Origin of the sequence: Phaeobacter sp. S60 (assembly GCF_000826845.1) — a bacterium.
Lineage (GTDB): Bacteria > Pseudomonadota > Alphaproteobacteria > Rhodobacterales > Rhodobacteraceae > Phaeobacter > Phaeobacter piscinae.
Window position 1 is genome coordinate 13554 of sequence record NZ_JSWJ01000016.1, and the last position, 23834, is coordinate 37387.

Annotated in this window: 23 protein-coding genes; 7 read left to right on the forward strand and 16 right to left on the reverse strand. The window is 61.2% G+C overall.

Features of this window, described 5'->3' with window-relative positions; translation table 11 throughout:
* Window positions 1-69 precede the first annotated feature (69 nt).
* A complete protein-coding gene (locus OO25_RS15415) occupies window positions 70-297 on the forward strand; it encodes a hypothetical protein (protein ID WP_024096937.1) in 228 nt (75 codons plus the stop codon).
* A gap of 47 nt (window positions 298-344) precedes the next feature.
* On the opposite strand, the gene OO25_RS15420 is transcribed toward OO25_RS15415, so the two are convergent.
* On the reverse strand, window positions 345-2153 hold the full coding sequence (locus tag OO25_RS15420; protein WP_040169551.1) for an ABC transporter ATP-binding protein/permease: 1809 nt from the start codon (window positions 2151-2153) through the stop codon (window positions 345-347).
* Window positions 2154-2288: 135 nt separating this feature from the next.
* Entirely contained in the window at window positions 2289-3983 is a 1695-nt protein-coding gene (locus tag OO25_RS15425; RefSeq protein WP_040181037.1) for a LysM peptidoglycan-binding domain-containing protein, read from the reverse strand.
* Window positions 3984-4148: 165 nt separating this feature from the next.
* On the opposite strand from OO25_RS15425, the gene OO25_RS15430 reads away from it, so the two are divergent.
* Window positions 4149-4691, forward strand: coding sequence for a TIGR00730 family Rossman fold protein (locus OO25_RS15430; protein WP_040181038.1), 543 nt, complete (start codon window positions 4149-4151; stop codon window positions 4689-4691).
* Window positions 4692-4803: 112 nt separating this feature from the next.
* On the opposite strand, the gene OO25_RS15435 is transcribed toward OO25_RS15430, so the two are convergent.
* From OO25_RS15435 to OO25_RS15475, 9 genes are all read right to left on the reverse strand, one after another.
* Window positions 4804-5256 (reverse strand): host attachment family protein, encoded by a 453-nt coding sequence (locus tag OO25_RS15435; RefSeq protein WP_024096933.1) that lies wholly within the window; start codon window positions 5254-5256, stop codon window positions 4804-4806.
* The gene (locus OO25_RS15440; RefSeq protein WP_040170798.1) at window positions 5256-5456 is read right to left on the reverse strand and encodes a hypothetical protein; all 201 of its coding nucleotides are present in this window, start codon (window positions 5454-5456) and stop codon (window positions 5256-5258) included. The genes OO25_RS15435 and OO25_RS15440 overlap by 1 nt, the downstream gene beginning before the upstream one ends.
* A gap of 155 nt (window positions 5457-5611) precedes the next feature.
* Window positions 5612-6211, reverse strand: a complete 600-nt coding sequence (locus tag OO25_RS15445; protein WP_040170796.1) for a superoxide dismutase — start codon at window positions 6209-6211, stop codon at window positions 5612-5614.
* A gap of 175 nt (window positions 6212-6386) precedes the next feature.
* Window positions 6387-6854, reverse strand: a complete 468-nt coding sequence (locus OO25_RS15450; RefSeq protein ID WP_242407053.1) for a hypothetical protein — start codon at window positions 6852-6854, stop codon at window positions 6387-6389.
* 65 nt (window positions 6855-6919) lie between these two features.
* Window positions 6920-7375 (reverse strand): hypothetical protein, encoded by a 456-nt coding sequence (locus tag OO25_RS15455; RefSeq protein ID WP_040181041.1) that lies wholly within the window; start codon window positions 7373-7375, stop codon window positions 6920-6922.
* Window positions 7376-7555: 180 nt separating this feature from the next.
* Window positions 7556-8128 (reverse strand): sarcosine oxidase subunit gamma, encoded by a 573-nt coding sequence (locus OO25_RS15460; RefSeq protein WP_040181042.1) that lies wholly within the window; start codon window positions 8126-8128, stop codon window positions 7556-7558.
* The gene (locus OO25_RS15465) at window positions 8121-11153 is read right to left on the reverse strand and encodes a sarcosine oxidase subunit alpha family protein (protein WP_040181044.1); all 3033 of its coding nucleotides are present in this window, start codon (window positions 11151-11153) and stop codon (window positions 8121-8123) included. Before OO25_RS15465 ends, OO25_RS15460 begins: the two co-directional genes overlap by 8 nt.
* Window positions 11154-11211: 58 nt before the next feature.
* Window positions 11212-11541 (reverse strand): sarcosine oxidase subunit delta, encoded by a 330-nt coding sequence (locus tag OO25_RS15470; protein WP_040170784.1) that lies wholly within the window; start codon window positions 11539-11541, stop codon window positions 11212-11214.
* Between the two features lie 85 nt (window positions 11542-11626).
* Window positions 11627-12871: a sarcosine oxidase subunit beta family protein gene (locus tag OO25_RS15475; protein WP_024096925.1), complete on the reverse strand. Its 1245-nt coding sequence runs from the start codon at window positions 12869-12871 to the stop codon at window positions 11627-11629.
* Between the two features lie 232 nt (window positions 12872-13103).
* Between OO25_RS15475 and ccmI the strand changes: the two genes are divergently transcribed.
* From ccmI to OO25_RS15490, 3 genes are read left to right on the forward strand one after another with little or no spacing between them, the layout of a single operon-like run.
* Window positions 13104-14360: a c-type cytochrome biogenesis protein CcmI gene (ccmI, locus tag OO25_RS15480; protein WP_040181045.1), complete on the forward strand. Its 1257-nt coding sequence runs from the start codon at window positions 13104-13106 to the stop codon at window positions 14358-14360.
* Window positions 14357-14830: a Holliday junction resolvase RuvX gene (gene ruvX, locus OO25_RS15485; RefSeq protein ID WP_040181046.1), complete on the forward strand. Its 474-nt coding sequence runs from the start codon at window positions 14357-14359 to the stop codon at window positions 14828-14830. The genes ccmI and ruvX overlap by 4 nt, the downstream gene beginning before the upstream one ends.
* A gap of 5 nt (window positions 14831-14835) precedes the next feature.
* Window positions 14836-15069 carry a DUF1289 domain-containing protein gene (locus tag OO25_RS15490; protein WP_040170777.1) on the forward strand — a complete coding sequence of 78 codons (234 nt, stop codon included), beginning with the start codon at window positions 14836-14838 and terminating at the stop codon, window positions 15067-15069.
* A 162-nt stretch (window positions 15070-15231) separates the two neighbouring features.
* Here OO25_RS15490 and OO25_RS15495 read toward each other — a convergent pair whose 3' ends face one another.
* The 3 genes from OO25_RS15495 to dusA all read right to left on the reverse strand — a co-directional run bounded on the left by OO25_RS15495 (window position 15232) and on the right by dusA (window position 18131).
* Window positions 15232-16026 (reverse strand): hypothetical protein, encoded by a 795-nt coding sequence (locus tag OO25_RS15495; RefSeq protein ID WP_040181048.1) that lies wholly within the window; start codon window positions 16024-16026, stop codon window positions 15232-15234.
* Window positions 16027-16044: 18 nt separating this feature from the next.
* A complete protein-coding gene (locus OO25_RS15500; RefSeq protein ID WP_040181049.1) occupies window positions 16045-16911 on the reverse strand; it encodes a sulfite exporter TauE/SafE family protein in 867 nt (288 codons plus the stop codon).
* Window positions 16912-17123: 212 nt separating this feature from the next.
* A complete protein-coding gene (dusA, locus tag OO25_RS15510; protein WP_040181053.1) occupies window positions 17124-18131 on the reverse strand; it encodes a tRNA dihydrouridine(20/20a) synthase DusA in 1008 nt (335 codons plus the stop codon).
* 969 nt (window positions 18132-19100) lie between these two features.
* Here dusA and OO25_RS22390 point away from each other — a divergent pair.
* A complete protein-coding gene (locus OO25_RS22390) occupies window positions 19101-19274 on the forward strand; it encodes a DUF1328 domain-containing protein (protein ID WP_040170768.1) in 174 nt (57 codons plus the stop codon).
* A gap of 201 nt (window positions 19275-19475) precedes the next feature.
* On the opposite strand, the gene OO25_RS15520 is transcribed toward OO25_RS22390, so the two are convergent.
* Both OO25_RS15520 and OO25_RS15525 read right to left on the reverse strand, forming a co-directional pair.
* Window positions 19476-22121, reverse strand: coding sequence for a PAS domain-containing hybrid sensor histidine kinase/response regulator (locus OO25_RS15520; protein ID WP_040181090.1), 2646 nt, complete (start codon window positions 22119-22121; stop codon window positions 19476-19478).
* A gap of 50 nt (window positions 22122-22171) precedes the next feature.
* Window positions 22172-22801, reverse strand: a complete 630-nt coding sequence (locus tag OO25_RS15525) for a molybdopterin-dependent oxidoreductase (RefSeq protein WP_040170766.1) — start codon at window positions 22799-22801, stop codon at window positions 22172-22174.
* A gap of 325 nt (window positions 22802-23126) precedes the next feature.
* Here OO25_RS15525 and OO25_RS15530 point away from each other — a divergent pair, with 325 nt between their 5' ends.
* Window positions 23127-23741, forward strand: coding sequence for a response regulator transcription factor (locus tag OO25_RS15530; protein WP_040170765.1), 615 nt, complete (start codon window positions 23127-23129; stop codon window positions 23739-23741).
* Window positions 23742-23834 lie beyond the last annotated feature (93 nt).

Below are 23834 nucleotides of genomic sequence, written 5' to 3' on the forward strand. Positions count from 1 at the left end.
GCGGGGCGTTATTCGTTTCAGCAGGCAGATCACCACCGCCAGAGCCCCCCAGCAGAAAGGACCCAGCCCATGCCCGATTTCAACGATATGTTTGAATTGACCATCGCCGATGTCGACCTGATCGAGGCCGCGCTGCAACGCACTCGCGACAGCTTGGCCGATGCCAACCAGCAGGCACAGGGCATCGCTGGTCACAGCCGCGAGGACAGCCTGCGCCAGATCCATGATCTGCTCGGACGGCTACATAATCAGAAGATTTTCTACAAACCCAAGGACGGGGTCTACGTCAGCGGTTAGACGCGCAGACACAGACCCCGAGATAGCCGATATCCAGAACGCAACGGCTACGCCGCGTCCTGATCCGACTGCTGGCGCTGCCACAGATGCGCGTAGCGCCCGTCCTTGGCCAGCAGATCCTCATGGGTGCCCTGTTCGGCGATCTCGCCCTGTTCCAGCACAATGATCTGGTCAGCCTCCGCCACCGTGCTCAGCCGGTGCGCGATGGTGATCACCGTGCGTCCCTGCCCGGCCCGCGACAGCGCCTCCTTGATCTCCTGCTCGGTATCGCTGTCCAGCGCCGATGTCGCCTCATCCAGCAGCAGGATCGGCGGGTTTTTCAGCAGCGTCCGTGCGATGCCCACCCGCTGCTTCTCACCGCCCGACAGCTTCAGCCCGCGCTCGCCGACCTGCGTCTCATAGCCCTCTGGCAGCCGCATGATGAAGTCGTGGATCTGCGCATCGCGTGCGGCCTGTTCGACCTCCTCCTGAGTGGCGCCAGCGCGGCCATAGGCGATGTTGTAGCGGATGGTATCATTGAACAGCACGGTATCCTGCGGCACCACGCCAATCGCGGCGTGCAGGCTCTTTTGCGTGACCTCGCGTACATCCTGCCCGTCGATGCGCAGCGCGCCGCGCGTCACATCATAAAACCGGAACAACAGTCGCCCGATGGTGGATTTGCCCGACCCGGTGGACCCGACAATGGCCACCGTCTGCCCCGCCGCCACCTCAAAGCTGACGCCCTTCAGGATCTGGCGGTCGCTGTCATAGCCGAACTCCACATTCTCCAGCGCAATCGCCCCGCCGTTGACCTGCAAGACCTTGGCGTTGCCCTCATCCTTCACATCCGGGTCCTGTTCGATCAGATCGAACATCTCGCCCATATCCACCAGGCTCTGCCGGATTTCGCGGTACACAGTCCCAAGGAAGTTCAGCGGCACGGTGATCTGGATCATATAGGCGTTGACCATGACAAAATCGCCCACCGTCAGATTGCCCTGCTGCACGCCGATTGCCGCCATCACCATGACCGCCACCAGACCGCCGGTGATCACCAGGCTCTGGCCAAAGTTCAGGAATGCCAGCGAATAGGCCGTCTTCAGCGCTGCCTTGGCATAGGCGCGCATGGCCACATCATAACGTTCAGTCTCGCGATCCTCGGCGCCAAAATATTTGACCGTCTCGTAGTTCAGCAGGCTGTCGATGGCCTTCTGATTGGCATCGGTGTCCTGCTTGTTCATCTCCCGGCGCAGCTTCACCCGCCATTCGGTCACCGCAAAGGTGAACCACACATAAAGAGCGACCGTGACCGCCACTACGACCAAATACCAGATGTCGAATAGCACCGCGAGGATGATGGCGACCAGCGCCAGTTCCAGCACCAGCGGTCCGATGGAAAACAGCAGGAAGCGCAGCAGGAATTCCACGCCTTTCACACCGCGTTCGATAATCCGGCTCAACCCGCCAGTCTTGCGGGTGATGTGATAGCGCATCGACAGGCGGTGAATATGGCGGAAGGTTTCCAGCGCCAGACGCCGCAGGGCGCGCTGGCCAACCGGGGCAAACACCGCATCGCGCAGCTGCTGAAACCCGGTGGTGAGGATCCGCGCCATCCCATAGGCCACGGTCAGGCCAACCGCCCCCAGGGCCAACGGCGGCACGCCCTCGCCCGCCAGACTGTCCACCGCGCCTTTGTAGAGCATCGGCGTGTAAACCGCGACCAGCTTTGCCAAAATCAGCACCGCCAGCGCCGCCACAACCCGGTATTTGACCCAGGCCTGCCCCTCGGGCCAAAGGTAGGGGAAAACACGGCGCAACGTGCGCAGACCGGAGCGACGCTCCTCCTGCGCGGTTGTCATATCGCTGTCTGTCATCACATGTCCTTACTGCAAGACCTTTGACATAGGGGCCGCGTGGCACTTTGACCAGCGCAGCCACTATATCATGGCCCATCTTCTGGCTGAGGGGCGGCACGGTATGCAGCCCCCTGGCGGGATCAGGCTATGGTCTTACTGCACCGGGACGGAGAATACCTGACCGGGGTAAATCAGATCCGGGTCCCGGATCGCCTGTCGGTTGGCATCAAACACCCGCACATAAAGCAGCCCGTCGCCATACCGCTCCCGCGAAATTGCCCAGAGGGTGTCGCCCTCCTGTACGGTGACCAATCGCACCAGCGGTTTCGCCCCGGTGGGGGCTGCATCCGGTGCTGTGGTACCTGTGGCGGCCGCCTCGACCGGTGGCTGCAAAACCTCTGGTGCCTCCCGTTTGAACGGGGTCTCAAGACGGCTCAGCACCTTGCCGTCGGTGTCCAACGCATCCAGCCGCAGCGCGTAAATCCCCGGCGCCACATCCGGCAGGACGCCGGACCAGCGCCCTTCCTCGTCCACCGGCAGATCGGCAACCGCCGCATTGTCCAGATAGGCGCGCACCACCGCATCGGAGCGCACCCGACCGCTTAGCACCACGGCGCCCTCCGCATCGTAGGAGATGGTATCCAGCGCCACGGTCTGTGGTGCCTCGGCCAGGCTTGGCGTCGGCGGCTGTACCAGCGTCACACCGCTGGCATCAGAGCGCAGCACCGCCCTCTGCTCCGGCGCCGCCTCTGCCGCGATCTCCGGCGCTGTCGCCGCGACGTCATCTGATTGCGCCGCATCACCCTTCGCACCCTGCACAGCCGCTGCGTCCTGCGCCTCATCGCGGTTGTCATCCGTGGCAGGGACAGCCTGCGTCTCCGCCGCCGGTATGTCGTTGCCGGCTGTCACCGTCTCCTCCTGCGACACCTCAGACGCTCCCCCGGCAGCCGCCACGACGACGGGTTCCTCTGCCTCGCTGTCCGCCACATCCGTCTGAGCGATGGCCTGATCTGGCGCATCCGCTGCAACGTCACTGCCGCGGGGTTCCGGCGCTTCGGAGAGTTTGGTGTCCGCATCAGCCGTACCGGCAGCAGGACGATCCCCCTCCGGAGCCGCCGCCGATGCAAGGTCTGTTGCTTGCGCGCCGGCCGCCGCCTCGTCCGCCACCTGCCGCTCAGTAACCGGGGCCTCCGCCACCTCAACCGGGGCCACGGGGACCACGGGGGCCAGAATAAACTGCGCATCCGAAGGCAGAACCGCCTCCCCCAGCGCCGCCTCCAGCGAAATCACCTGCGGGCGGGTCGACGGGGCAACGGTGGTGAACAGCACAAAACTGCCATCGGAGGGCACCGTCAGCCGCTCCACCACAACCCCGTCCAGCAACAGCGATACGACCGCACCGGGCGTCGCCCGCCCCGCCACCATGCCGCTGCCGTCGGTCTCAAACCGCGCCAGATCCATCTGCGGCGCATTCAGGGCCAGCGCTGCATCCTCGTCTTCTCCCGCATCCGTCACAGCCTGCGCTGAGGTATCACCGCCAGCCACGTCCTCCGCAATATCCTCGCCAGCGGGCGCAGCGGCGTCAGCGCTGTTCGTCTCCGCAGTCACGGCGGGGGGCTGCGCAACAGGGGCCTCATGGGCGGGGACAGGTACCGCGCGCGCGCCATCGGAGCTGGCAGAAGGCGAAATAACCGCGCTGTCCCCCGTGCCCGCAGTGCTGCGGGGCGCCTCTGTCTGCTCCGAGGCGCCCCATTGCAGGAAAATCACCCCGCCCAGCACCACGACCACCGCCGCAACCCCGCCGATGGCGGTTGCAGACAACCCGCCTTTGCCCGTTACATCCGTCATTCTGTTCCTTCCCTTCCGACCCTCGACAACCCCCTTCCGGGGCGCCGTCGCTGTCGATCCTGCGGGATGTGCCCCCCGCTTGCTTGAGCCAGCCATTCAATGCCGCTATCAGGGACCAAAGGACGACTTATTTCCCCTCCGAACACAACAAAAAAGGTGACTGCCATGCGTATTCATTCCGTCTGTGTGTATTGTGGATCGCGCGACGGGATCCGCCCCGCCTATGCCGAGGCCGCCGAGGCGCTCGGCACCGGGCTAGCGGCGCAGGGTCAGCGATTGGTCTACGGCGCCGGTGATGTCGGTCTGATGGGCCGGGTCGCACGTGCGGCGCAGGCCGCAGGCGGGCACACCTTCGGCGTCATCCCCGAGCATCTGGTCCGCCGCGAGGTCGCCAAGACCGATCTTAACACCTATGTGGTCACCGAGACCATGCATGAGCGCAAGAAGGTGATGCTTTACAATGCTGATGCGGTGGTGGTGCTGCCCGGCGGCGCCGGATCGCTGGACGAGTTGTTCGAAGCACTGACCTGGCGCCAGCTGGAATTGCATGGAAAGCCGATCCTGATCCTCAATATCGATGGCTACTGGGATCCGCTGAAGGCCTTGGTCGAGCATGTGGTGGCCGAAGGCTTTGCCGGCACGGAAACCACCGAGGCGCTCACCTGGGTCAGCACTGTGGAGGATGCGCTGGCAACCCTGCGCGGCTGATGCCCAGACCCTGCGAGATCGCAGCACGAACCGCTGCGAGACGCAAAAAAAACGCGGCGCCTCACAGCACCGCGTTTTCTAAATTCATATTTCGCCGGTCGCTTGGCACCAATCAGGCAGCCAGCTCCTGCTGCACAATCTTCTCAATCTCATCAATCGGGTGATTGGTCAGCGTCTTGGGAATTTCCGCTGTGACCAGATCCTGCACCTCCTTGTGCAGTTTGCCGCGCAGATTGCCCAGAACCTGCGGCGAGGCCACCAGCACGATGTTCCCCAGCTTGCCCTTATGCGCCCGTTCATAGAGCAGATCGGCAATGTCGTCGGCAAATCGCTCCTTGGCCAACTCATGCCAGTCGGTATCATCCAGTGCCGAACGCTGGCCGGGGCCACCATCATGCATCCGACCGGGCCGATTGGCGGATTGGTCAATGTCAGACGGATTGTCCTGCTCTTCCTTGCGGCGCACCTCCAAATGTGGATTCTGCGCATCGGTGGTGTTCTGTAGCAGCAATGCCTTCTCACTGTCGGTCACCAACACAAAGGTGCCGTGGTCAAGCTGTGCCATTATTGATCCTCCTGCTCGTTGGATTTGGTCACCCGTGTTGCACCTGCTGGGCGTTCCATGGCGCGTTTTTCCTCATCCTCGGTCGCGACCTCCCGGGCCAGTCGACCACCGGTGCGCCCGCCATGCGATACCTTGCCCTCAGCGCCAAGAATCTCCTTGGTCTCCTGACGGCCATCTTTTGATCTGACGCGGTCTGCCATGTCGGTCCTCCATCTGTTGTGGGTTCACAAACACAACCACTGAGCGCGAGGATTTGTTCCGCTGGATGCCATGGTCCCGGCACAAAAAAAGGCCCCGTCCGATCGTGGACGAGGCCAAATTTCTGATTGCTGCGCAGCTATCACTTACGCAAGTATCACATGCGCGATGCAACGTTTTCCCAGTTGACCAGATTGTCGAGGAAGTTGGTCAGATAGGCCGGACGCTTGTTGCGGAAATCGATGTAGTAGGAATGCTCCCACACATCGCAACCCAGCAGTGCCGTCTGACCAAAGCAAACGGGGTTCACGCCGTTTTCGGTCTTGGTCACTTTCAGGCCACCATCGGTGTCCTTGACCAGCCAGGCCCAGCCAGAGCCGAACTGACCGGCGCCCGCGGCGGAAAACTCATCCTTGAATTTGTCAACCGAGCCGAAGCTGTCTACCAGCGCTTTTTCCAGCTCGCCCGGCATCTTGCTTTCGCCCGGGCCCATCATTTCCCAGAACTGGTTGTGGTTCCACAGCTGGGAGATGTTGTTGAAGATACCGCTTTGGGCAACTGCATTGGCGTCATAGGTGCCCTTGATGATCTCTTCCAGCGATTTGCCATCCCACTCGGTGTCCGCGATCAGCTTGTTGCCGTTGTCGACATAAGCCTTGTGGTGCAGGTCGTGGTGATATTCCAGTGTTTCGGCGGACATGCCTTTGGATGCCAGCGCGTCATGGGCGTAAGGAAGATCGGGAAGTTCAAAAGCCATCTGGGCCCCCTGTAGTATCTGTTGCGTTTCTAGGCAGATACATGCGGCTGGTGTCCCCTCTGGTCAAGACCAAGCCGGGGAAACACCAAAAAATATCCGCAGCATTTTGCAAGACACCGCTGCCTGAGACCTTGCCACACGATCCGCTAAGCTGCGCCATTGGCGCGCCTTCACGTCAATTCAGCTTGATGTCGCTGCGCTTGCAAGGGCCGCTGCCGGAGGGGCGGTTATCTGCGCCATGCACACGGGCAGAAATCGACAACTTCATACGCGGCTCGTCCATGGTCGCGGAATATGTGACTTTGGTTGATCCTTGGCTCGAACCCAAGTTTTTCAGGGTCCACTTCAACTTCAACCGCTGCTTAGAGCGCTGATCATAAGGCACAATCATCGGGGTTTTCTGACGACTGGCAATAATGCCATCCATCACGCCACTGACCTTTTCCTCATGGTCTACAAAAACAAGAACGCGCGACGCGATCCAGCCATGTTTCTCATAAGACTGGAGGGTGCAATCATAAGTCACCGGCGCCGCCGCGACAGGCGTTGCAGCACACAGGGTGCCGAGGACGGCGGCGGTTTTGATCAGTGTTTTCATTGGTAAAGCCTGCGCTCTCTTCTGGACGTATACAAAATCAGACACTCGCCTGACAGTTGCATCTCAGATTGTCAACGGCTATCGTTACGGCGCAATTTCGACATCATCAGCTAACTGGTCACTTGGACACATTGACCAATCCCGCGCGGTGGTTTTGCCCTGCTGTCGAGAGAGATAACCTGTACCGAGAGTTTCTTGTTCTGGGTGTTGAACACGGCACGATAATGGGTATTCACCGCTTCGGACCCATTTCCGACAGACGCACTGATGACCATCCAGCTAAGGCGAAAGGATACATCACTCACCCGGAAAAATCCTGCTTTCAACGGGCGCCCAGACAAAGCGCTGACATTGCCGGTATGCACCACTTCTGCCGTCCATTCATCGTGAAAATGCAAGCTGATCTGTGGCGGGATCCAGCCTCGGCCCGACAGTGATTTAACTGTGCAGGTATACACGCCTGAAAGCGCCATAGCCGGTGTCGCCAGACCTGCCCCAAGCGCAAACCCGGCCACAAGACCGAGTACCCGGGCCCTTGGAACAAACAGGTCACCGACCTTGGACATTTCGACCTCCCAACAGCCAGGGCTGCGGGGCGGCACCACGCAGCATCACGACGCTTCCGAACTAGGGAAAATCACGAATCAGAAACTGGTCAACGACCAACAATACCAAATAAAAAAGTGCCCCCGGAAATCCAAGGACACTGTAACTTAGCGTAAAACACGCCACAAGGCTAAATTGCCTTAACCAGTTAACACGCCTACCTTAGATTGTGGGTGCGCCGCTGTGGATAACAAATTGTAGACATATCCGGCAACGGAACGGAAGCAGACGATGTGAAACGCGCCGTCGTGGTCCAGCCAGAAGGCCGCTGCCACTTGCGCCATGCGGGTACGGCGGAACTGACCGGGTGTGAAGGCCTCAGCCGACAGATCCACCGGGCAGATCTTAGCCAGAACCTCACGAGCACCATCACCAGACAGGCGGAACACACCGCGCGCATCTGAGACGTTAACCGCTAGCGCGTGCTCGCCTTTCAGCGCCTCTGACAAGTCAGCAACCTTGGCCTCAACCTCGGCGTAGGGCACCAGCAGCAGCAGCTCATCCGGGGACATCCACGCGACACCGCCCACATCGGTCAGTGACACCTGACCGCTGGTTGGAACATCCGCCCCGGTGGCGGCTTTAACCGCCGCCTTCAGGGTGTCAGATGCAAGATCGCCGCGCAGGGTGATCATCCCCTGCAGCCCGCTGTCTTCGACCTGCGCCAAACCGGAAAACTTCGCACCATTCATTGCGCTGACAGGATCAGACATTCTGCTTCTCCCCTTCCTTGTCGTAAAAGACCTGATCGACGATCTTGGCCTTGTAGATTGTCCCGTCGGTGCCGGGGAATTCGATCACTTCGCCCATCCGTTTGGGACCATGCTTGACCAGACCCATGGCGATGCCACGGCCCAAGTTCGACGAGTAATAGGTCGAGGTCACGCGCCCGATGGTGTTTTTCTGTCCATTGGCATTCACACCATTGCCCACCGCATAGGCGCCATCCGGCAGCACCGAGCCATCGGTGGTTTCCAGACCCACCAGCTGCCAGCGGTCGGGATCGGCCATATGGCTGCGGGTATGCGCCCGCTTGCCGAGGAAGTCCTCTTTCTTCTTCGACAGCGCCCAGTTCAGGCCCAGATCCTGCGGAATAACGGTTCCGTCGGTTTCATCACCAATCATGATGAAGCCCTTCTCGGCACGCAGGATATGCAGACATTCGGTGCCATACGGCATCACCCCGAATTCCTTGCCCGCTTCCATCAAGGCGGTCCAGAACGCCTGCCCGTCCGAGGCCGCAACCGCGATCTCATAGGACAGCTCACCCGAGAAGGAGATCCGGTAGGCCCGCGCCTTGAAGCCGCCGATCTCACCGTCACGCCATTCCATGAAGGGCAGCGCCTCCTTGGAGAGATCCATGCCGCCGCCCGCGTTTTCGTTCAGCTTTTCCAGCACCTTGCGGGCATTGGGGCCAACGACGGCAACCTGCGCCAGCTGTTCGGTGACATTGGCAACATAGACCTTCCAGTCCCACCATTCGGTCTGCAGCCATTCTTCCATATGTCCATGGATCCGCTCGGCACCGCCGGTGGTGGTGTGGCAGAGCCAGGTGTCCTCATCAATGCGCGCAACCACGCCATCGTCGATCAGGAACCCGTTCTCCGAACACATCAGACCGTAGCGGCATTTGCCGACTTTCAGCGTCGACATCATGTTGGTGTACATCATGTCGAGGAACTTGCCCGCATCCGGTCCTTTGACGACCAGCTTACCCAGGGTCGAGGCATCCAGCAGGCCGAGGTTCTCGCGGGTGTTCTTTACCTCGCGGTTCACCGCGTCATGCAGGCTCTCGCCAGAGCGCACATAGGCGAAGGGACGGCGCCACTGGCCCACCGGTTCCCAATCCGCACCATTGCTGTCATGCCAGTCATGCATCGGCGTCTTGCGCAGCGGCTGGAAGATCTCGCCGCGGGCCTCACCGCCAATCGACCCCATCGAAATCGGGTGATAGGGCGGACGGAACGTGGTGGTACCCACCTGTGGAATTTCAGACCCAAGCGCATCAGCAAGGATCGCCAAGCCGTTGATATTCGAAAGCTTCCCCTGATCGGTTGCCATGCCCAGCGTGGTGTAACGCTTGGTATGCTCGACGCTCTCAAAACCTTCGCGCGCGGCCAGCTGCACGTCCGAAACCTTGACGTCGTTCTGATAGTCCAACCAGGTCTTCATGCGCAGCTTGATGTCAGCCTTGGCGGGCATCAGCCACACTGGCTCCATCGCCTTTTCAACCGGCGCATCTCCGACCGGCGCGGCCGCCGCTTTGACCTTGCGGCCAGCGGCCTTCGCCGCCGCTTCCCCTGCGGCCTGCGCATCGCTCAACGCCGCCGCCAGACCGGCAGCGCCATTGGCGGCACCTGCTGCGATGACAAACCCATTGCCATCCGCACCCAGCGGCGGACGCGAGGCATCGGGACGGAAATTCGCATGGGCCTGATCCCAGACCAGCTTACCACCGCAATGGGACCACAGGTGCACAACCGGCGACCAGCCACCGGACATCGCGACCGCATCGGCCTCGACCTCCTCCTGCGCGCCGCCTTCGCCATTCTGGGCGCAGATCGCCACGGATGTGACGCGCTTGCCGCCCTTCACCTTGGCAATGGCCCGGCCACATTCAACGCGGATGCCCAGCTGACGGACCTCTTCCATCAGGGCCCCGCCGCCGCTGTCGCGGGCATCGAGCACACGGACCACCTCAACACCCGCGCCATGCAGGGCAATTGCCGTGCGATAGGCGTCGTCATTGTTGGTGGCAACCACAACTTTCTGGCCCGGGGTCACCCCCCAGTTCACCGCATAATCGCGCATGGAGGCTGCCAGCATCACGCCCGGCACATCATTCCCGGCAAAGGACAGGGGACGTTCAATGGCACCGGTTGCCGTGACGATCTGGCTGGCCCGGATCCGCCACAGACGGTGGCGCGGACCACCCTGCCCCGGCGCATGATCGGTCAGCCGCTCATACCCCAGCGCGTAGCCGTGGTCATAAACGCCCGCCCCCATGCAGCGGTCGCGCAGGGTGACATTGTCCATCGCGCGCAGCTCGGCGAGGGTTTTCTCAACCCAGGCGTCCGGCTCCATCCCGTCGATGGTACCACCGTCAACCGGCGCACGACCACCCCAGTGATTGTTCTGCTCCAGCAACAACACCTTGGCACCGGAGCTGGCCGCCGCCTTGGCCGCCTGAAGACCAGCCACGCCGCCACCAATCACCAGCACATCGGCGAAATAATAGAAATGCTCGTAAGTATCGGCGTCCTTCAGCTCCTTGTCCGGCGCTTTGCCCAGACCGGCAGAGTGGCGGATGATCGGCTCATAGACATGTTTCCACAGGGGACGCGGGTGGATGAACATCTTGTAGTAGAAACCCGCAGGCAGGAAGCGTGCCAGCGCGTTGTTGGCCACACCCACGTCGAACTCAAGGCTCGGCCAGTGGTTCTGCGACTGCGCCGACAGGCCCGAGAACAGCTCGGTCGTGGTGGCGCGCTGATTGGGTTCAAACCGGTCGCCGGTGCCCAGCCCCACAAGCGCATTGGGCTCTTCGGGGCCAGCCGCAACCAGACCACGCGGGCGGTGATATTTGAACGAGCGGCCAACCATCATCTGGTCATTGGCCAACAGGGCAGACGCCAGCGTGTCGCCTGCATAGCCCTTCATCCGCTTGCCGTTGAAGGTGAATTCGATCGGTTTGGAGCGGTCGATCAACCGGCCGTTTTTGGCAAGGCGCGTGCTCATGTGGCGGACCTTTCGCAAGAGAGGGCGACGAAAAGGGAGGTGACGTTCAGAGAGGCGATCATTTCAGATCCCGCCATGTCCAACCGGGGCGTTTGGCCGTGACCGCATCCAGGATCTCCTGCGGCGGCTCATAGGTCTGCGCCGAATAGGTGCCAAAGACCTCAAGCGTGGTGGTGCAGCGGGCGGCATGGAACCACTTGCCGCAGCCATTGGCATGGCGCCAGCGTTCAAAATGCACCCCCTTGGGGTTTTCGCGCATGAACAGATAGTCATGAAACTCTTCATCTGACGAGCCGGGGCCAAAACGCTTCAGATGCGCCTCGCCGCCTGCGGCCAGTTCGGTTTCTTCGGCTTTGACGCCGCAATAGGGGCATTCAAGGATCAGCATTGTGCGGACCTCTCCAACTGGGGGCCAAGGATTTTCGAAAATCCTCGGCAAAATTCTTCCAAGAATTTTACGACGGTGCGCGGCATCAGTGTGCCACACCCGCTGCGACGCTCTCGTCGATGAATTTGCCTTCTTTGAAGCGCATCATCGAAAACTCTTCGGCCAGCGGCGAATGACCTGTGGCCATCAGTTCCGCCATCGCCCAGCCGGAGCCCGGGATCGCCTTGAAGCCACCGGTGCCCCAGCCTGCGTTGACAAAGATATTGCCAACCGGCGTTTTGGAGATCAGCGGTGAACGGTCGCCGGTCACATCCACGATCCCGCCCCACTGGCGCAGCATCTTCAGACGGCTGACCATCGGGAAGGTCTCATTGAGGGCGCGCACAGTTTCCTCGATATGATGGAAGGAACCGCGCTGGGTGTAGTTGTTGAACCCGTCGGTGCCGCCGCCGATGACCATCTCGCCCTTGTCGGACTGGGACATGTAGCCATGCACGGTATTGGCCATCACGACCACATCCATGCAGGGTTTGATCGGCTCAGACACCAGCGCCTGCAGCGCCACGCTTTCCACCGGCAGACGGAAACCGGCCATTTCGGAGAGATGCGAACAATTGCCCGCAACCACCATGCCCAGCTTGTCGCAGTCGATAGCACCCTTGGTGGTGTCGACACCGACGACACGGCCGTTTTCATTACGCACACCAGTGACTTCGCACTGCTGGATGATGTCCATGCCCATGTTCGAACAGGCCCGCGCATAGCCCCAGGCCACCGCATCATGGCGCGCGGTGCCACCGCGTTCCTGCCAGAGCCCGCCCAGAACTGGATAGCGCGGCCCTTCCAGATTGATGATCGGCACCAGTTCCTTCACCCGCGCAGGCTCAATCCATTCGGTCTGCACGCCCTGCAGCGCATTGGCATGGGCGGTGCGCTTGTAGCCGCGCACCTCATGCTCGGTCTGCGCCAGCATGATCACGCCACGCGGGCTGAACATCACGTTGTAGTTGATGTCCTGGCTCATCGTCTCATAGAGCGAACGCGATTTCTCATAGATCGCGGCGGAGGGATCCTGCAGGTAGTTGGAGCGGATGATGGTGGTGTTGCGCCCGGTGTTGCCGCCACCCAACCAGCCCTTTTCCAGAACCGCGACATTGGTGATGCCATAGTTTTTTCCAAGGAAATAAGCCGTGGCCAGACCATGGCCACCGGCCCCGACGATGATCACATCATAGTGGCGTTTGGGTTCGGGAGAGCGCCAGGCGCGTTCCCATCCGGTGTGGTAGCGCAGCGCCTCACGCGCGACAGCAAAGGCAGAATAACGTTTCATGGGCGAATCCGTGGTTCGAGACTGTTAACGGGTATGCACCACAGACAAGGCTGACCTGCGCCGTTTATCGTCGCAATCATGCATGGTTGCGACATCCGGCAGCAAAGACGCCACAGGCTCATCGCACCCTTTGCGTCCTCTACGCCCGCCACCGGGACAGCGCGCCGCAGCAGATAGGCCTTTTTTCCGCCCCCCAGCCCCTATACATGGGATTGAAACTGCGGGAGCCCCCATGACCTTCTGGATCGTTATCAGCCTCATCACGCTGGCCACCGCCACGCTGCTGTCCCTTGTGCTGCTGCGCGGACGCGACAGCGGCGAACCGGCCGCCGCCTATGACCTGCAGGTCTACCGACAGCAACTGCGCGATGTGGACAAGGATCTGGCGCGCGGGGTGCTGCAGGCCAGCGATGCCGAGCGTATCCGCACCGAGATCTCCCGCCGCATCTTGAGCGCCGACGCTCAGGTCCAGGCCGCCGCCAGCGGCCACACCCAGCCCCGCACCCTGACCAGCGCTGCCGCCATCGCGCTGATCGGGCTGGTCTGCGGTGGCACCTACCTGCTCTATGCCAATCTCGGCGCGCCGGGCTACAGCGACCTTGGCCTGCAACTGCGCATCGACGCCGCCGCGGAACGCGCCGCCACCCGTCCCACGCAGGCTGAGGCGGAGGCCGACGCCCCCGAACGCCCGGCCCGCGTGGTAGAGCCGGGTTATGCCACGCTGGTCGATCAGCTGCGCGACACCGCCAGCAAACGCGTTGACGACGCGCAGGGTCAGGCGCTGCTGGCCCAGCATGAGGCCAACCTCGGCAATTTCGCCGCCGCTGCCAAAGCCAAGGCAAACTACATCCGCATCATGTCCGGTGATGTGGAGGCCCGCGATTTCGGCGAGCTGGCAGAGCTGCAGATCATGGCCGCCGGCGGCTATGTCTCCCCGGAGGCGGAGGACGCCCTGCGCACCACGCTGACGCTCGACCGCTTTGACGGCGGCGCGCGCTATTACTGGGGGCTGATGATGGCCCAGATCGGCCGCCCGGATGTCGCCTATGAGGTCTGGAGCGAAACCCTCGCCATGGGACCGGAAGGCGCGCCCTGGGTCACCGCCATCAGCGCCCAGATTGAGGATATCGCCTATCGCGCCGGTGTTGAGTACACGCCGATCACCCCCGGCAGCGTGCCTGCACCGGGCCGCGCCCCCTCTGCCCCTGCGACAGGTCCCAGCGCCGACGATATCGCCGCCGCGGAAGACATGAGCGCCGAAGACCGCCAGCAGATGATCCGTGGCATGGTTGAGGGCCTCTCAGACCGGCTCGCCACCACCGGCGGCACGCCGCAGGAATGGGCGCAGCTGATCGGCGCCCTATCGGTGCTGCAACAGACCGATCGCGCGCAAGCCATCTATGCTGAGGCGCAAGAGGTCTTCGCCGAGGTGCCCGAGGCCCTTGCCACCATCACCGCCGCCGCCAAACAGGCAGGACTGACCCAATGATCTATGATGACTTTGAAGCCTTCGCGGCGGCAGTCCCGAATTTCACCCCGATTGCCGGGCTGGATTTTGGCGATAAAACCGTGGGCGTCGCCATCTCGGACCGGATGGGCACCGTGGCGACACCGCTCGAAACCATCCGGCGCAAGAAATTCACGCTGGATGCAGAACGCCTGTTCGAAATCGTCAAAGCCCGCGAGGTCGGCGCGCTGCTGTTGGGCCTGCCCCGCAATATGGATGGTACCGAAGGACCGCGCTGTCAGAAAACCCGCGCCTTTGCCCGCAATCTGGCCAAGCTGACAGAGCTGCCAATCGGCTTCTGGGACGAACGCCTCAGCACGGTTGCCGCCGAAAGAGCGCTTTTGGAGGCGGATACGAGCAGAAAACGTCGCGCAGAGGTGATCGATCACGTCGCTGCGTCGTATATCCTGCAGGGGGCGCTCGACCGGATGCGCCATATCAAGGCAGGATAAAGCAGATGAGCGACGAGGTCTGGAAACGTGACGAGGTGCAATCGCCCTGCATCCAAATCTGTGTCGTCCACCCGGAGGCGCGGATCTGCACCGGCTGCTACCGCTCCATCGACGAGATCACCCGCTGGTCCAAGATGAGCAACGATGAACGGGCCGAGCTGCTGGAGGCCCTGCCCGAGCGCGCCAAGGAGCTGACCAAGCGCCGCGGCGGCCGCAGTGCCCGCCTAAAACGCAGCTAACGCGGCGTGCGGCACATGTCGCGCAGCAACGGGTAGTGGGCTGACCCCGCACAGTTTTCTGCCAGCGAAAGCCGCGCGCGCCTCGGTAACACTTTGAAAATCATGCGGAATAACCCCTGACCTATTGTTTCGCACGCGAAACATCCAGGCAGGATTGCTGACCTAAGACAGCCACCCCCGCACCGGATCGGTCCACTCCGCCATCTCAGGTCGGAAATAGGCGATCATCCGCCCCTCCTCCGGTGCGCTGGCGCCCTCTGCCCAGGGCGCAACACCGTGCAGACACAGCCGGTGCATCAGATAGGCCTCCCCCGGTTTTGCTGACACCGTGACACGCGGACAGGTTTCAAACACCTGCTTGCGGGCGGCCGTATAGGCGTCGGTCACATCAACATCGCCCCATTGCTCCAATGGGATGCCGTCAAAAGCTGCTGCAAAGGCACGGCGCATGATCACATGGCTGCCCTCCCAGATCACCAGTGGGGAGGCATCCGCGCTGCTGTCATTCAGCGGCAGGCCAAGCACCCAGGCATGCGGTTCCTCCACCTTGCGGCGACGGGCATCGCCGAACATCTTCACCCCGTCCACATGGGCCGCATCCCGTTTGATCCGGTAGCGCAGCGCCGCCTCCCCCTCACCGGGGCGCGGTCGTGGATAGCCGGGAAAGACGGAGGACACCTGCCCGCGATGCAGATCCGGCAGACCGCCCAGATGCGCCGTGATAAAATCAAGCGCGGGGCCCGCCAGCTCAGGCCCACCGGGCAGCTGACCCTGCGCATCATTGGGCAGCGCATCCACGCCAATGAACCAGGTCCCCTCGCATTGCAGCCAGTCGGCATTGGCCGGATCCGCTAAGGCCTGAACGCCCGCCTCATGGGCATGTCGCGCCCAGGCCAGGGTGGCCGCATCAGCTGGGAAATCACACCAGCCACGGGTTAAGAAGTCCTGCCAGCCCATTGCGAACCCCTAACAAAATCAAAAGCCGAGCGACTTGCGCAGCATGTTCAGCGCCACAAGGATCAGAAACACCGCAAACACCCGTTTTAGCGGTTTCGGGTCCATCGCATGGGCCAGCTTCACCCCCCAAGGCGCAGTGATCAGCGTCATCGCAATCACCACCACAAAAGCAACCAGATTGACCGCCCCAACAGTGAGCGGCGGACGCGCCGCAGCCTCAACTGGCAGGAACAGGAACCCAATCACAGAAGGCACCGCGATGATCACGCCAAAGCCCGCCGCCGTTGCCACCGCCCGGTGAATGGGTGTTGCATGCAGGCTCATCAGTGGTACCCCGAAACTGCCACCGCCAATGCCCATCAGCACCGACAGAAACCCCACCATGGGTGACAGGATCATGCGCCGGGCGCCCTTTGGCATCTCCTGCCCCAGCCGCCAGTCCGCGCGCCCAAAAGCCATGTAAAGCCCAATTACCAACGCCAGCACGCCAAACAACGCCTGCAACGTGGTGGAGCGCAGCGAGGACGCCACCGTGACGCCAATGATGGCACCAATGGCGATCCCCGGTCCCCAGCCGCGCAGGATCCCCCAATCCACCGCACCCTTCTTATTGTGGCTCATCACTGAGCGCAGGGAGGTCACGATGATCGTCGCAAGTGAGGTCGCCAGACACATCTGCATCAGCTGATCACCGCCATAGCCAAGCGTCTGGAAGACATAGAAAAACGCAGGCACCAGAACAATACCGCCACCAACCCCCAGCAGACCCGCCAGAACACCGGCCACAGCCCCTGTCACGATCAGCAGGCCGGCCATCTGGGCCAGCACCGCAGGCGCGGGCAGCAGGGCAGCAGTGGTCACAAGACTGGTGGTCAGGGCTGACATTGACGGCTCTCCTTCATGGCGGTCGCGATCCCGGTCGGCACCTTGCCCTCTTGTGGGCGGTGCGCGGCGCGCAGATCCAAACCCTCCCCTACAGGGTGAGCGCAAATTTGTCTCAGGATTTCTTGCAGGTCCGTCGATTGCAGCAGTGACCCGTGGTCGCAGGGCATCGCAGACCTGATGCTTGATCAGCCCATATTCAGGCCTCTGCCGGATCAGGCCGCGATCCCGGTCACCTGCTCCAGCGCGGTTTCCACCAATCGGGTGTCCGCTCCCGGCCGACTTGCGCCCTCTGACAACACCCGCCGCCAGTTGCGCGCACCGGGCCGCCCTGCAAACAGCCCCAGCATATGCCGGGTGATCTGATGCAACCGGGCCCCCTGCACCATCTGATCGTCGATATAGGTCAGCATCTGCCCCACAACGGCGACCGGATCCGTGGCACTGCCGGTGCCATAAATCAGCGGATCCGCCTGCGACAGGATATCGGCGGGCTGGTGATAGGCCGCACGGCCAATCATCACCCCATCAAGCCCACGCTCCAGATGCGGCAGCGCCTCATCCAGACTGGCCACGCCCCCGTTGAGCGAGATATGCAGCTGCGGAAACTCCGCCTTCATCTGATGCACGATGTCATAATCCAACGGCGGAATATCGCGGTTTTCCTTGGGGCTGAGCCCTTTCAGCCAGGCTTTGCGCGCATGGATCGTCACCCGCGGGCACCCTGCCTCTGCGATGGCGGAAATAAACCCCGGCAACACCTCCTGCGGGTCCTGATCATCGACACCAATGCGGCACTTTACAGTGACCTCGACATCCACCTTGGCCCGCATGGCCGCGACACATTCTGCCACCAGATCCGGCGATTTCATCAGCACCGCGCCGAAGGCGCCGGACTGTACCCGGTCACTGGGGCAGCCGCAGTTGAGATTGATCTCATCATAGCCCGCCCCTGCCCCCAAACGCGCCGCCTCCGCCAGCTCAACCGGGTCCGATCCCCCCAGTTGCAGCGCAACGGGATGCTCCTGCACAGAATGATCCAGCAAATGCAACGCGCCCCCCCGCACCAAAGCAGGCGCCGTTACCATTTCCGTGTAAAGCAACGCCTCTTTGCTCAGCAGCCGGTGCAGATAGCGGCAATGGCGATCGGTCCAATCCATCATGGGTGCAACCGACAGGCGCGAGCTTGTCCAAATATCTGATTTGTATATATTTTCTGCCATGACGATACCAGTTTTGCGGTCAATGCTGGACCCGCTTATTGAGCTTTTCTCCCATTGTGACGCGGTGATCCTACAATCGCAAATCTCCTACCAAATTTATGGATCATGGGATCAGGAACAGAACACAAGCACCTCTGTGGGTTGGTCGGCTATCTCGCACAAATGGACCTGAAACGAAACGGCAAAAGATTTAGCGACAACCGCACCTTTGAGAAGCGATCAGCCGCTGAAACCTGAAATGAAACGCGCCAACCTCGAGACCCGAGCCGCGGCTCGCGACGGGATAGCCCCTTACGCCCTGCTCTCCATCGGCAGGTAGACGAAACCACCCCAATCCTGAACAGCAATCTCGATCCGCAGTTTACCCGTGTTCTGAGGTGCTTCTAGCGGTGACTAATGCCGCAGCTGCCTTCGGGGCTGTCAATTTCACCCTCCAGTCGCAACCGCAGGAGCCTGTTTCTATCTGACCTGCGGCATCATGTTTCCGAAGGGCAAATAGATCGGCGAAGTGATCGCTGTCGGGGTCTTTGACATGCGCCGTGTTACACCCTCTCATCAACTGTGCTGCTGGCCCACTGATCCGTTTCCGCGGGAACGATTGGTTGCGTAGATCGGAGACAGACCTCTGCGCACCGACCGGCACTGCGGTCGCACCTCAGGAAACGCATGGGACAGAAATCCCGGCCCGGAGCCTGATCGGGACATAAATGCACTGTCAAAAAAACCTACGGGTGCACGATCCCGGTCGTCGATCCGGCAAACTCCACATTTTCTCCGCCCTCTTCTGCCGCCTCAACGCTCGTGACACCCTCGAGAAAGCCCGTGTCCCCTATTGGTCACTGCGCCAATCAAAGGCTAACTGCAGCGGACCCAATAGGCGCGGGCGCAGAGCCAGGGGAACAAACTGAGGCCTGACGCGTTACCCTTGCATCCACGGATTGTGGACTAACCTTTTGAAGGAGAGAGAAAATGCTTGGTTGGGCACTTACATTTCTGGTTGTGGCACTGATCGCGGGTCTGCTTGGTTTCGGTGGCATCGCCGGAGCGTCTGCCGGTATCGCAAAAATTCTTTTCATCATTTTCCTCGTTCTCTTCGTCGTGGCAATGGTCATGCGCGCGATGAAGGGCAAACCGCCAGTGTAACCTGCGCCACCTGTCGGCACCTAAGCGCAGCAGACCGCCTGTCACCGGCCCTCCCTCCGGGCCGGGACCATTCAAATCTGTATTCTGAAAAAACGTAGTTCTGGCAGTCACGCCCGTGGCCGGTCGCAGGGGTTCCTGTGCTGATCGAAAATGCGGCCGTTTGGCTGTGCCCAGTCTGGCTTTACGTCACCGCGCCACGATTTAGCCCGTCGCCTTTCCCGGAAGGCACTCTGCAATTTCTTGGCTGGCTTGGTCCCATATTTGCACCAATGCTGTCAGGTCCGGAACATGCTGTATTTCGGCATGTTCGAGACCCAAAAATGCCTCTCTCAGATCAGCGAAACCAAGCACTGCAGCCGATCCTGCCAGCCGATGCGCCTCCTGCCGCAACGCCGGATCAAGGGTTTCAGCGCTGCGCAATTCACTCAGAAATTGTCCAACTTCTTCGCAGTACCCGACAAGGAATCGTGCTCCGCGGTCCATGCCAAGAGCATGTAAAAATTGAGCAATATCAGATCTTTGATCAGGGGAATTGGCTGCTGAATGCGACACCGCCCCGCCCGCAGTCTGACCAGTGGTCGCGGCGGGTTCCGGTGCGGATGCTGACAGCCGGCTCGCTACAGTGATCTCTTTGTCGCATGGCCGATCGCTGCGCATGCGGCGCGATATCACCGCTGCAAGAGTTGATCTGCTGACTGGTTTGGTCACCACCTCAGCCAGCCCTGCGTCAAGTATCCTTGCGTGATCTCGGGCGGCGACATGGGCGGTCAGGGCGACGATCTGTGTACCCTCGGCCAGTTGCTGCTCTCGAATTTGGCGGGAGGCGTTAATCCCGTCGACCTCGGGCATGCTGATGTCCATGAAGATCAGATCAAAGCAGCCCGCCCGGGCGGCCTCAACACCCTCAGCGCCGCCAGAGGCCATCACCACATGATGGCCGAGACTGGTCAGCATCCGCTCCACCAGTACCCGGTTGATTTCATTATCGTCTACGACGAGAATCCGCCCTGCGCCATTGATAGGCTGGCGGTTGTTGGCGCTCTGCGGGGCGGGCCCCAAAGCTTGTGCCCCGCTCTGCTCGGGCGTCGGAACGCCCCCGACAGCAGAGGCGGGTCCACCTGTACGGGAAGCTGGTAGCGGCAGCGCAATAGTGAAAAGGCTGCCCTCCCCCAGCTCGCTCTCACAAGAAATCTCCCCCCCAAGGGCCACAACAATCCGGCGGGTAATCGCTAGGCCAAGCCCGGTGCCATCGCTGCTGCGCGCGTAACTTGCGTCGAGGCGGATGAAATCTTCAAAAATCCGATCCAGATCATGTTCGGCAATACCCGCTCCAGTATCAGCGATGCTGATTTCGACGGTATCACTCTGTCCAAGCCGCTGGACATCGACCGACACCGCCCCATCCGAAGTATACTGCAACGCGTTCTCGATCAGGCTGATCAAAATCTTCTTCAACGCCACCGGGCGCCCAAGCACATCGTCTATGGCCCCGAGGCTACAGTGCAAACTCAGATCGTTGCGGCCACGTCTGGCAACATTCTGATGGGCATCGACCAACTCCTGCACCAAATCACTGAGGTTGAAAATGCGCTGATGCTCAAAGTCGACCCCGGTTTCCAGCTGCGACAACTGCAGGACGTTATTGACATGGGCCATCAGCCGGTCGCCTGAGATGCGGATCGCCGAGAGGTACTCGCGCTGCTCCGGCGACAGGGAGGTGCCGTCCAGCAATTCAGACGCGCCAAGGATTCCGGTCAGCGGTGTGCGCATCTCATGGCTCATCACGGTGAGAAGATCTGCTTTCGCCCGCTCGCCCGCCAGCGCCTCGTCGCGGGTGCGAGTGAGCTCCTCCTCGGCGGCAATTCGCTCTGAGATATCGCGCAGATAGCTGACAAAAACGGTTTCTTCGGCAGATTGGCTCGCGGTGATCGACAGCTCTACCGGGAAGATCTCGCCTGACTTGCGCTTGGCCTCCAGTTGGACCCGCCCTTGGCCGATAACCTTGGGAGGGCAGCCAGCGCAGTAGGCCTGCATGCCCTGCTCATGGGCATCCCGCAGGTGGTCAGGAACAATCAGCCCCGCCATATCGGCGCCAATGGCTTCCCCTCTGGAGTAGCCAAAAATCGTCTCTGCCGCGCCGTTCACCTCTTGAATGCGCCCATCGTCGCCGACAACCAAGATGGCATCCAGGGAAGAGGTGATCATGGCGCGCATCCTTGCTACCGCAAAGCGGGTGCGTTCAGCGAGGCGCTTGCCGCGTTGATAGAGCCGCCCCAACATCAACGCGGTCAGCCCCAGTGCCACGCAAAGCGCGAGCACAACCCAAGCCAGCCGGGACAGGATCGCAAAGAGGTTCAGGCGTTTCTCTTCCGTTGCGCGCGCATGTTCAGAAAGCCCTGCCAGCGCCAACACCCGCAGGTCATCTCGGTTCTCCCGCAAAATCTCGCTTACCTTTGGCAGGCCGGACAGCAACGCCTCATCCGGGCCGTCAATGTAGGTGATCAACCTGTCGATCCGCGCCATGACCCGTTGTAGAATTTGGGCATTTTCCGGCGCTTCCCGCACGGATTGGAAGGTCCGGCTTTCGCGGATGGTGGCCACGCGGCTGTAGAGGATATCGAATTCACGGCGCACCTGCGACAGATCCTGCACACTGCGCGCTGACAGAATGGCATTCTCCAGCTTCAGCTGCTCAATTTCGGCCTGGGACAGGGTCCACTGCAGGCTATCGGTGGCGGCGGTAGAGAGCACCTCCAGGCGTACCAGCACCTCGCGCCCCAGCCGAACAGACTGCACCGCGAGCAAGGCAAGAACCAAGCCCACGGTGATCAGGACGCTGCGCGACACCAAGGGGTTTTCCCGGAGCCGCACCTATGAGAGGCCTCTGTCTGTGCCTGTCATTGGCCTACTGTGATCTCCTCAAGCTGCCAGATGCTGCGGGAATAAACCGCCTCCGTGCGATATGTGGGGTCACTATCATAGGGGTAGACGATCCACAAAGGCCCCTTGTCGCGAACCGACATGGACGACCCGTTGCGTTCATAGGCAACCATCGGGCCGCCGCTGGTGGCGTCAGAAACGGGAATTTCAACCGCGTAATCATTGATCGCCCGGGCCACGACGACACCAGACTGCCCGTCGGCGACGCCGACATGGGCCAGCAAGGCAGCGAGGCTCACCCCGGTGAAGGCCTGCTCCCCCGAGGTCCAGATGGTCCGGGTATCAAATTGGGCCACCGGCAGGCTGCGCAGCTCCTCCATGGAGAATTCATGCCGCTGCATGTCGCCGCCATTGGCAGGTTTGATGGCCACGGTCAGCACCGCCGCATCCGATTGGGACGCCTGCACGGCGCCGGATGGCAGACCGCAAAAAAGTGTGACAGCTGCGAGCAGTGCTGCAATGTGAAGGTGCCAGTGTTTCATAGCGTCAATCCTTTTGCCCGTGCGATCCGTTGAACAATCGTGTCCCTGCGGCCATGCACATCCTTGATCTGGTCCCAACCTGTCACAAACCGCCGCGCCGGGCATCTGTTCCTGCGGATAGACTGCTATTCTTTGGTATAGGATTCGTAACCAGAACTGCGATTTTTTGCCACCTGAGGACGATTTTACGTGCGGTTGCGCCCGCAGAAGGGCAAAATAGGAGCTGGCTTACGGGTTTGGAGGGACGGATTTGATCCCCTTGCCCCAGCCGCTGCCCCAACCGCCGCCACACCCACGGCCCAACCCTTCACCCGGCCCAGCCCGACCTACGGCCAAAGACCACGGCGCCCCATCTCAAAGGGCGATTGACATTTTATCAACCAAATTACGGTTATCCTAACATCAAAGCCGGTACTTAGCAGGAGCTTACATGCGTATTCTTTTGGCGGACGATCACGACATGGTTCGCGAAACAATATCCGCCTATCTGAAATCAGAAGGTGGTGCCGCCGTGACCTCGACCATCGATCTGCCCGGCGCGCTGAGTGAAATTGAAGAAAACGGGCCTTATGATTTGGTCCTGCTGGATTACAATATGCCTGGCATGCAGGGGCTCGCCGGGTTGGGCACCGCGCTGAAAGCCAATGGTGGCAAGGGGGTTGCGATCATCTCTGGCAGTGCGCCCAGCCGCACGGCGCAGGAGGCATTGGATGCCGGGGCCGTTGGCTTCATCCCGAAAACAATGGGCGCGCAGTCGCTTCTGAATGCCGTACGGTTCATGAGCGCCGGGGAAATCTACGTTCCGGTTGAGCTGATGCGTAAGGAGGCGGAGGCCCCTGCCCACCCGCTTGCTGACAAGCTGAGCCCGCGCGAAATTGAGGTGCTGGACGGGCTATGTCGCGGTCTGTCGAACAAGGAAATCGCCCGCGAGCTGGAGTTGCAGGAGGTCACAATCAAGCTGCATGTCCGCACGCTCTGTCGCAAGCTTGAGGCCAAGAACCGCACCCAAGCCGCGCTGACAGCCAAGGAGGCTGGCCTTTTTTAAGCCGCCAGCCGGCCTCTACCATATCTGGTAACAGTCGCTTCAATCATGAAAGCGCGCCCAGCCCGGTGGCTGAGTGCGCTTTTTTATCCTGAA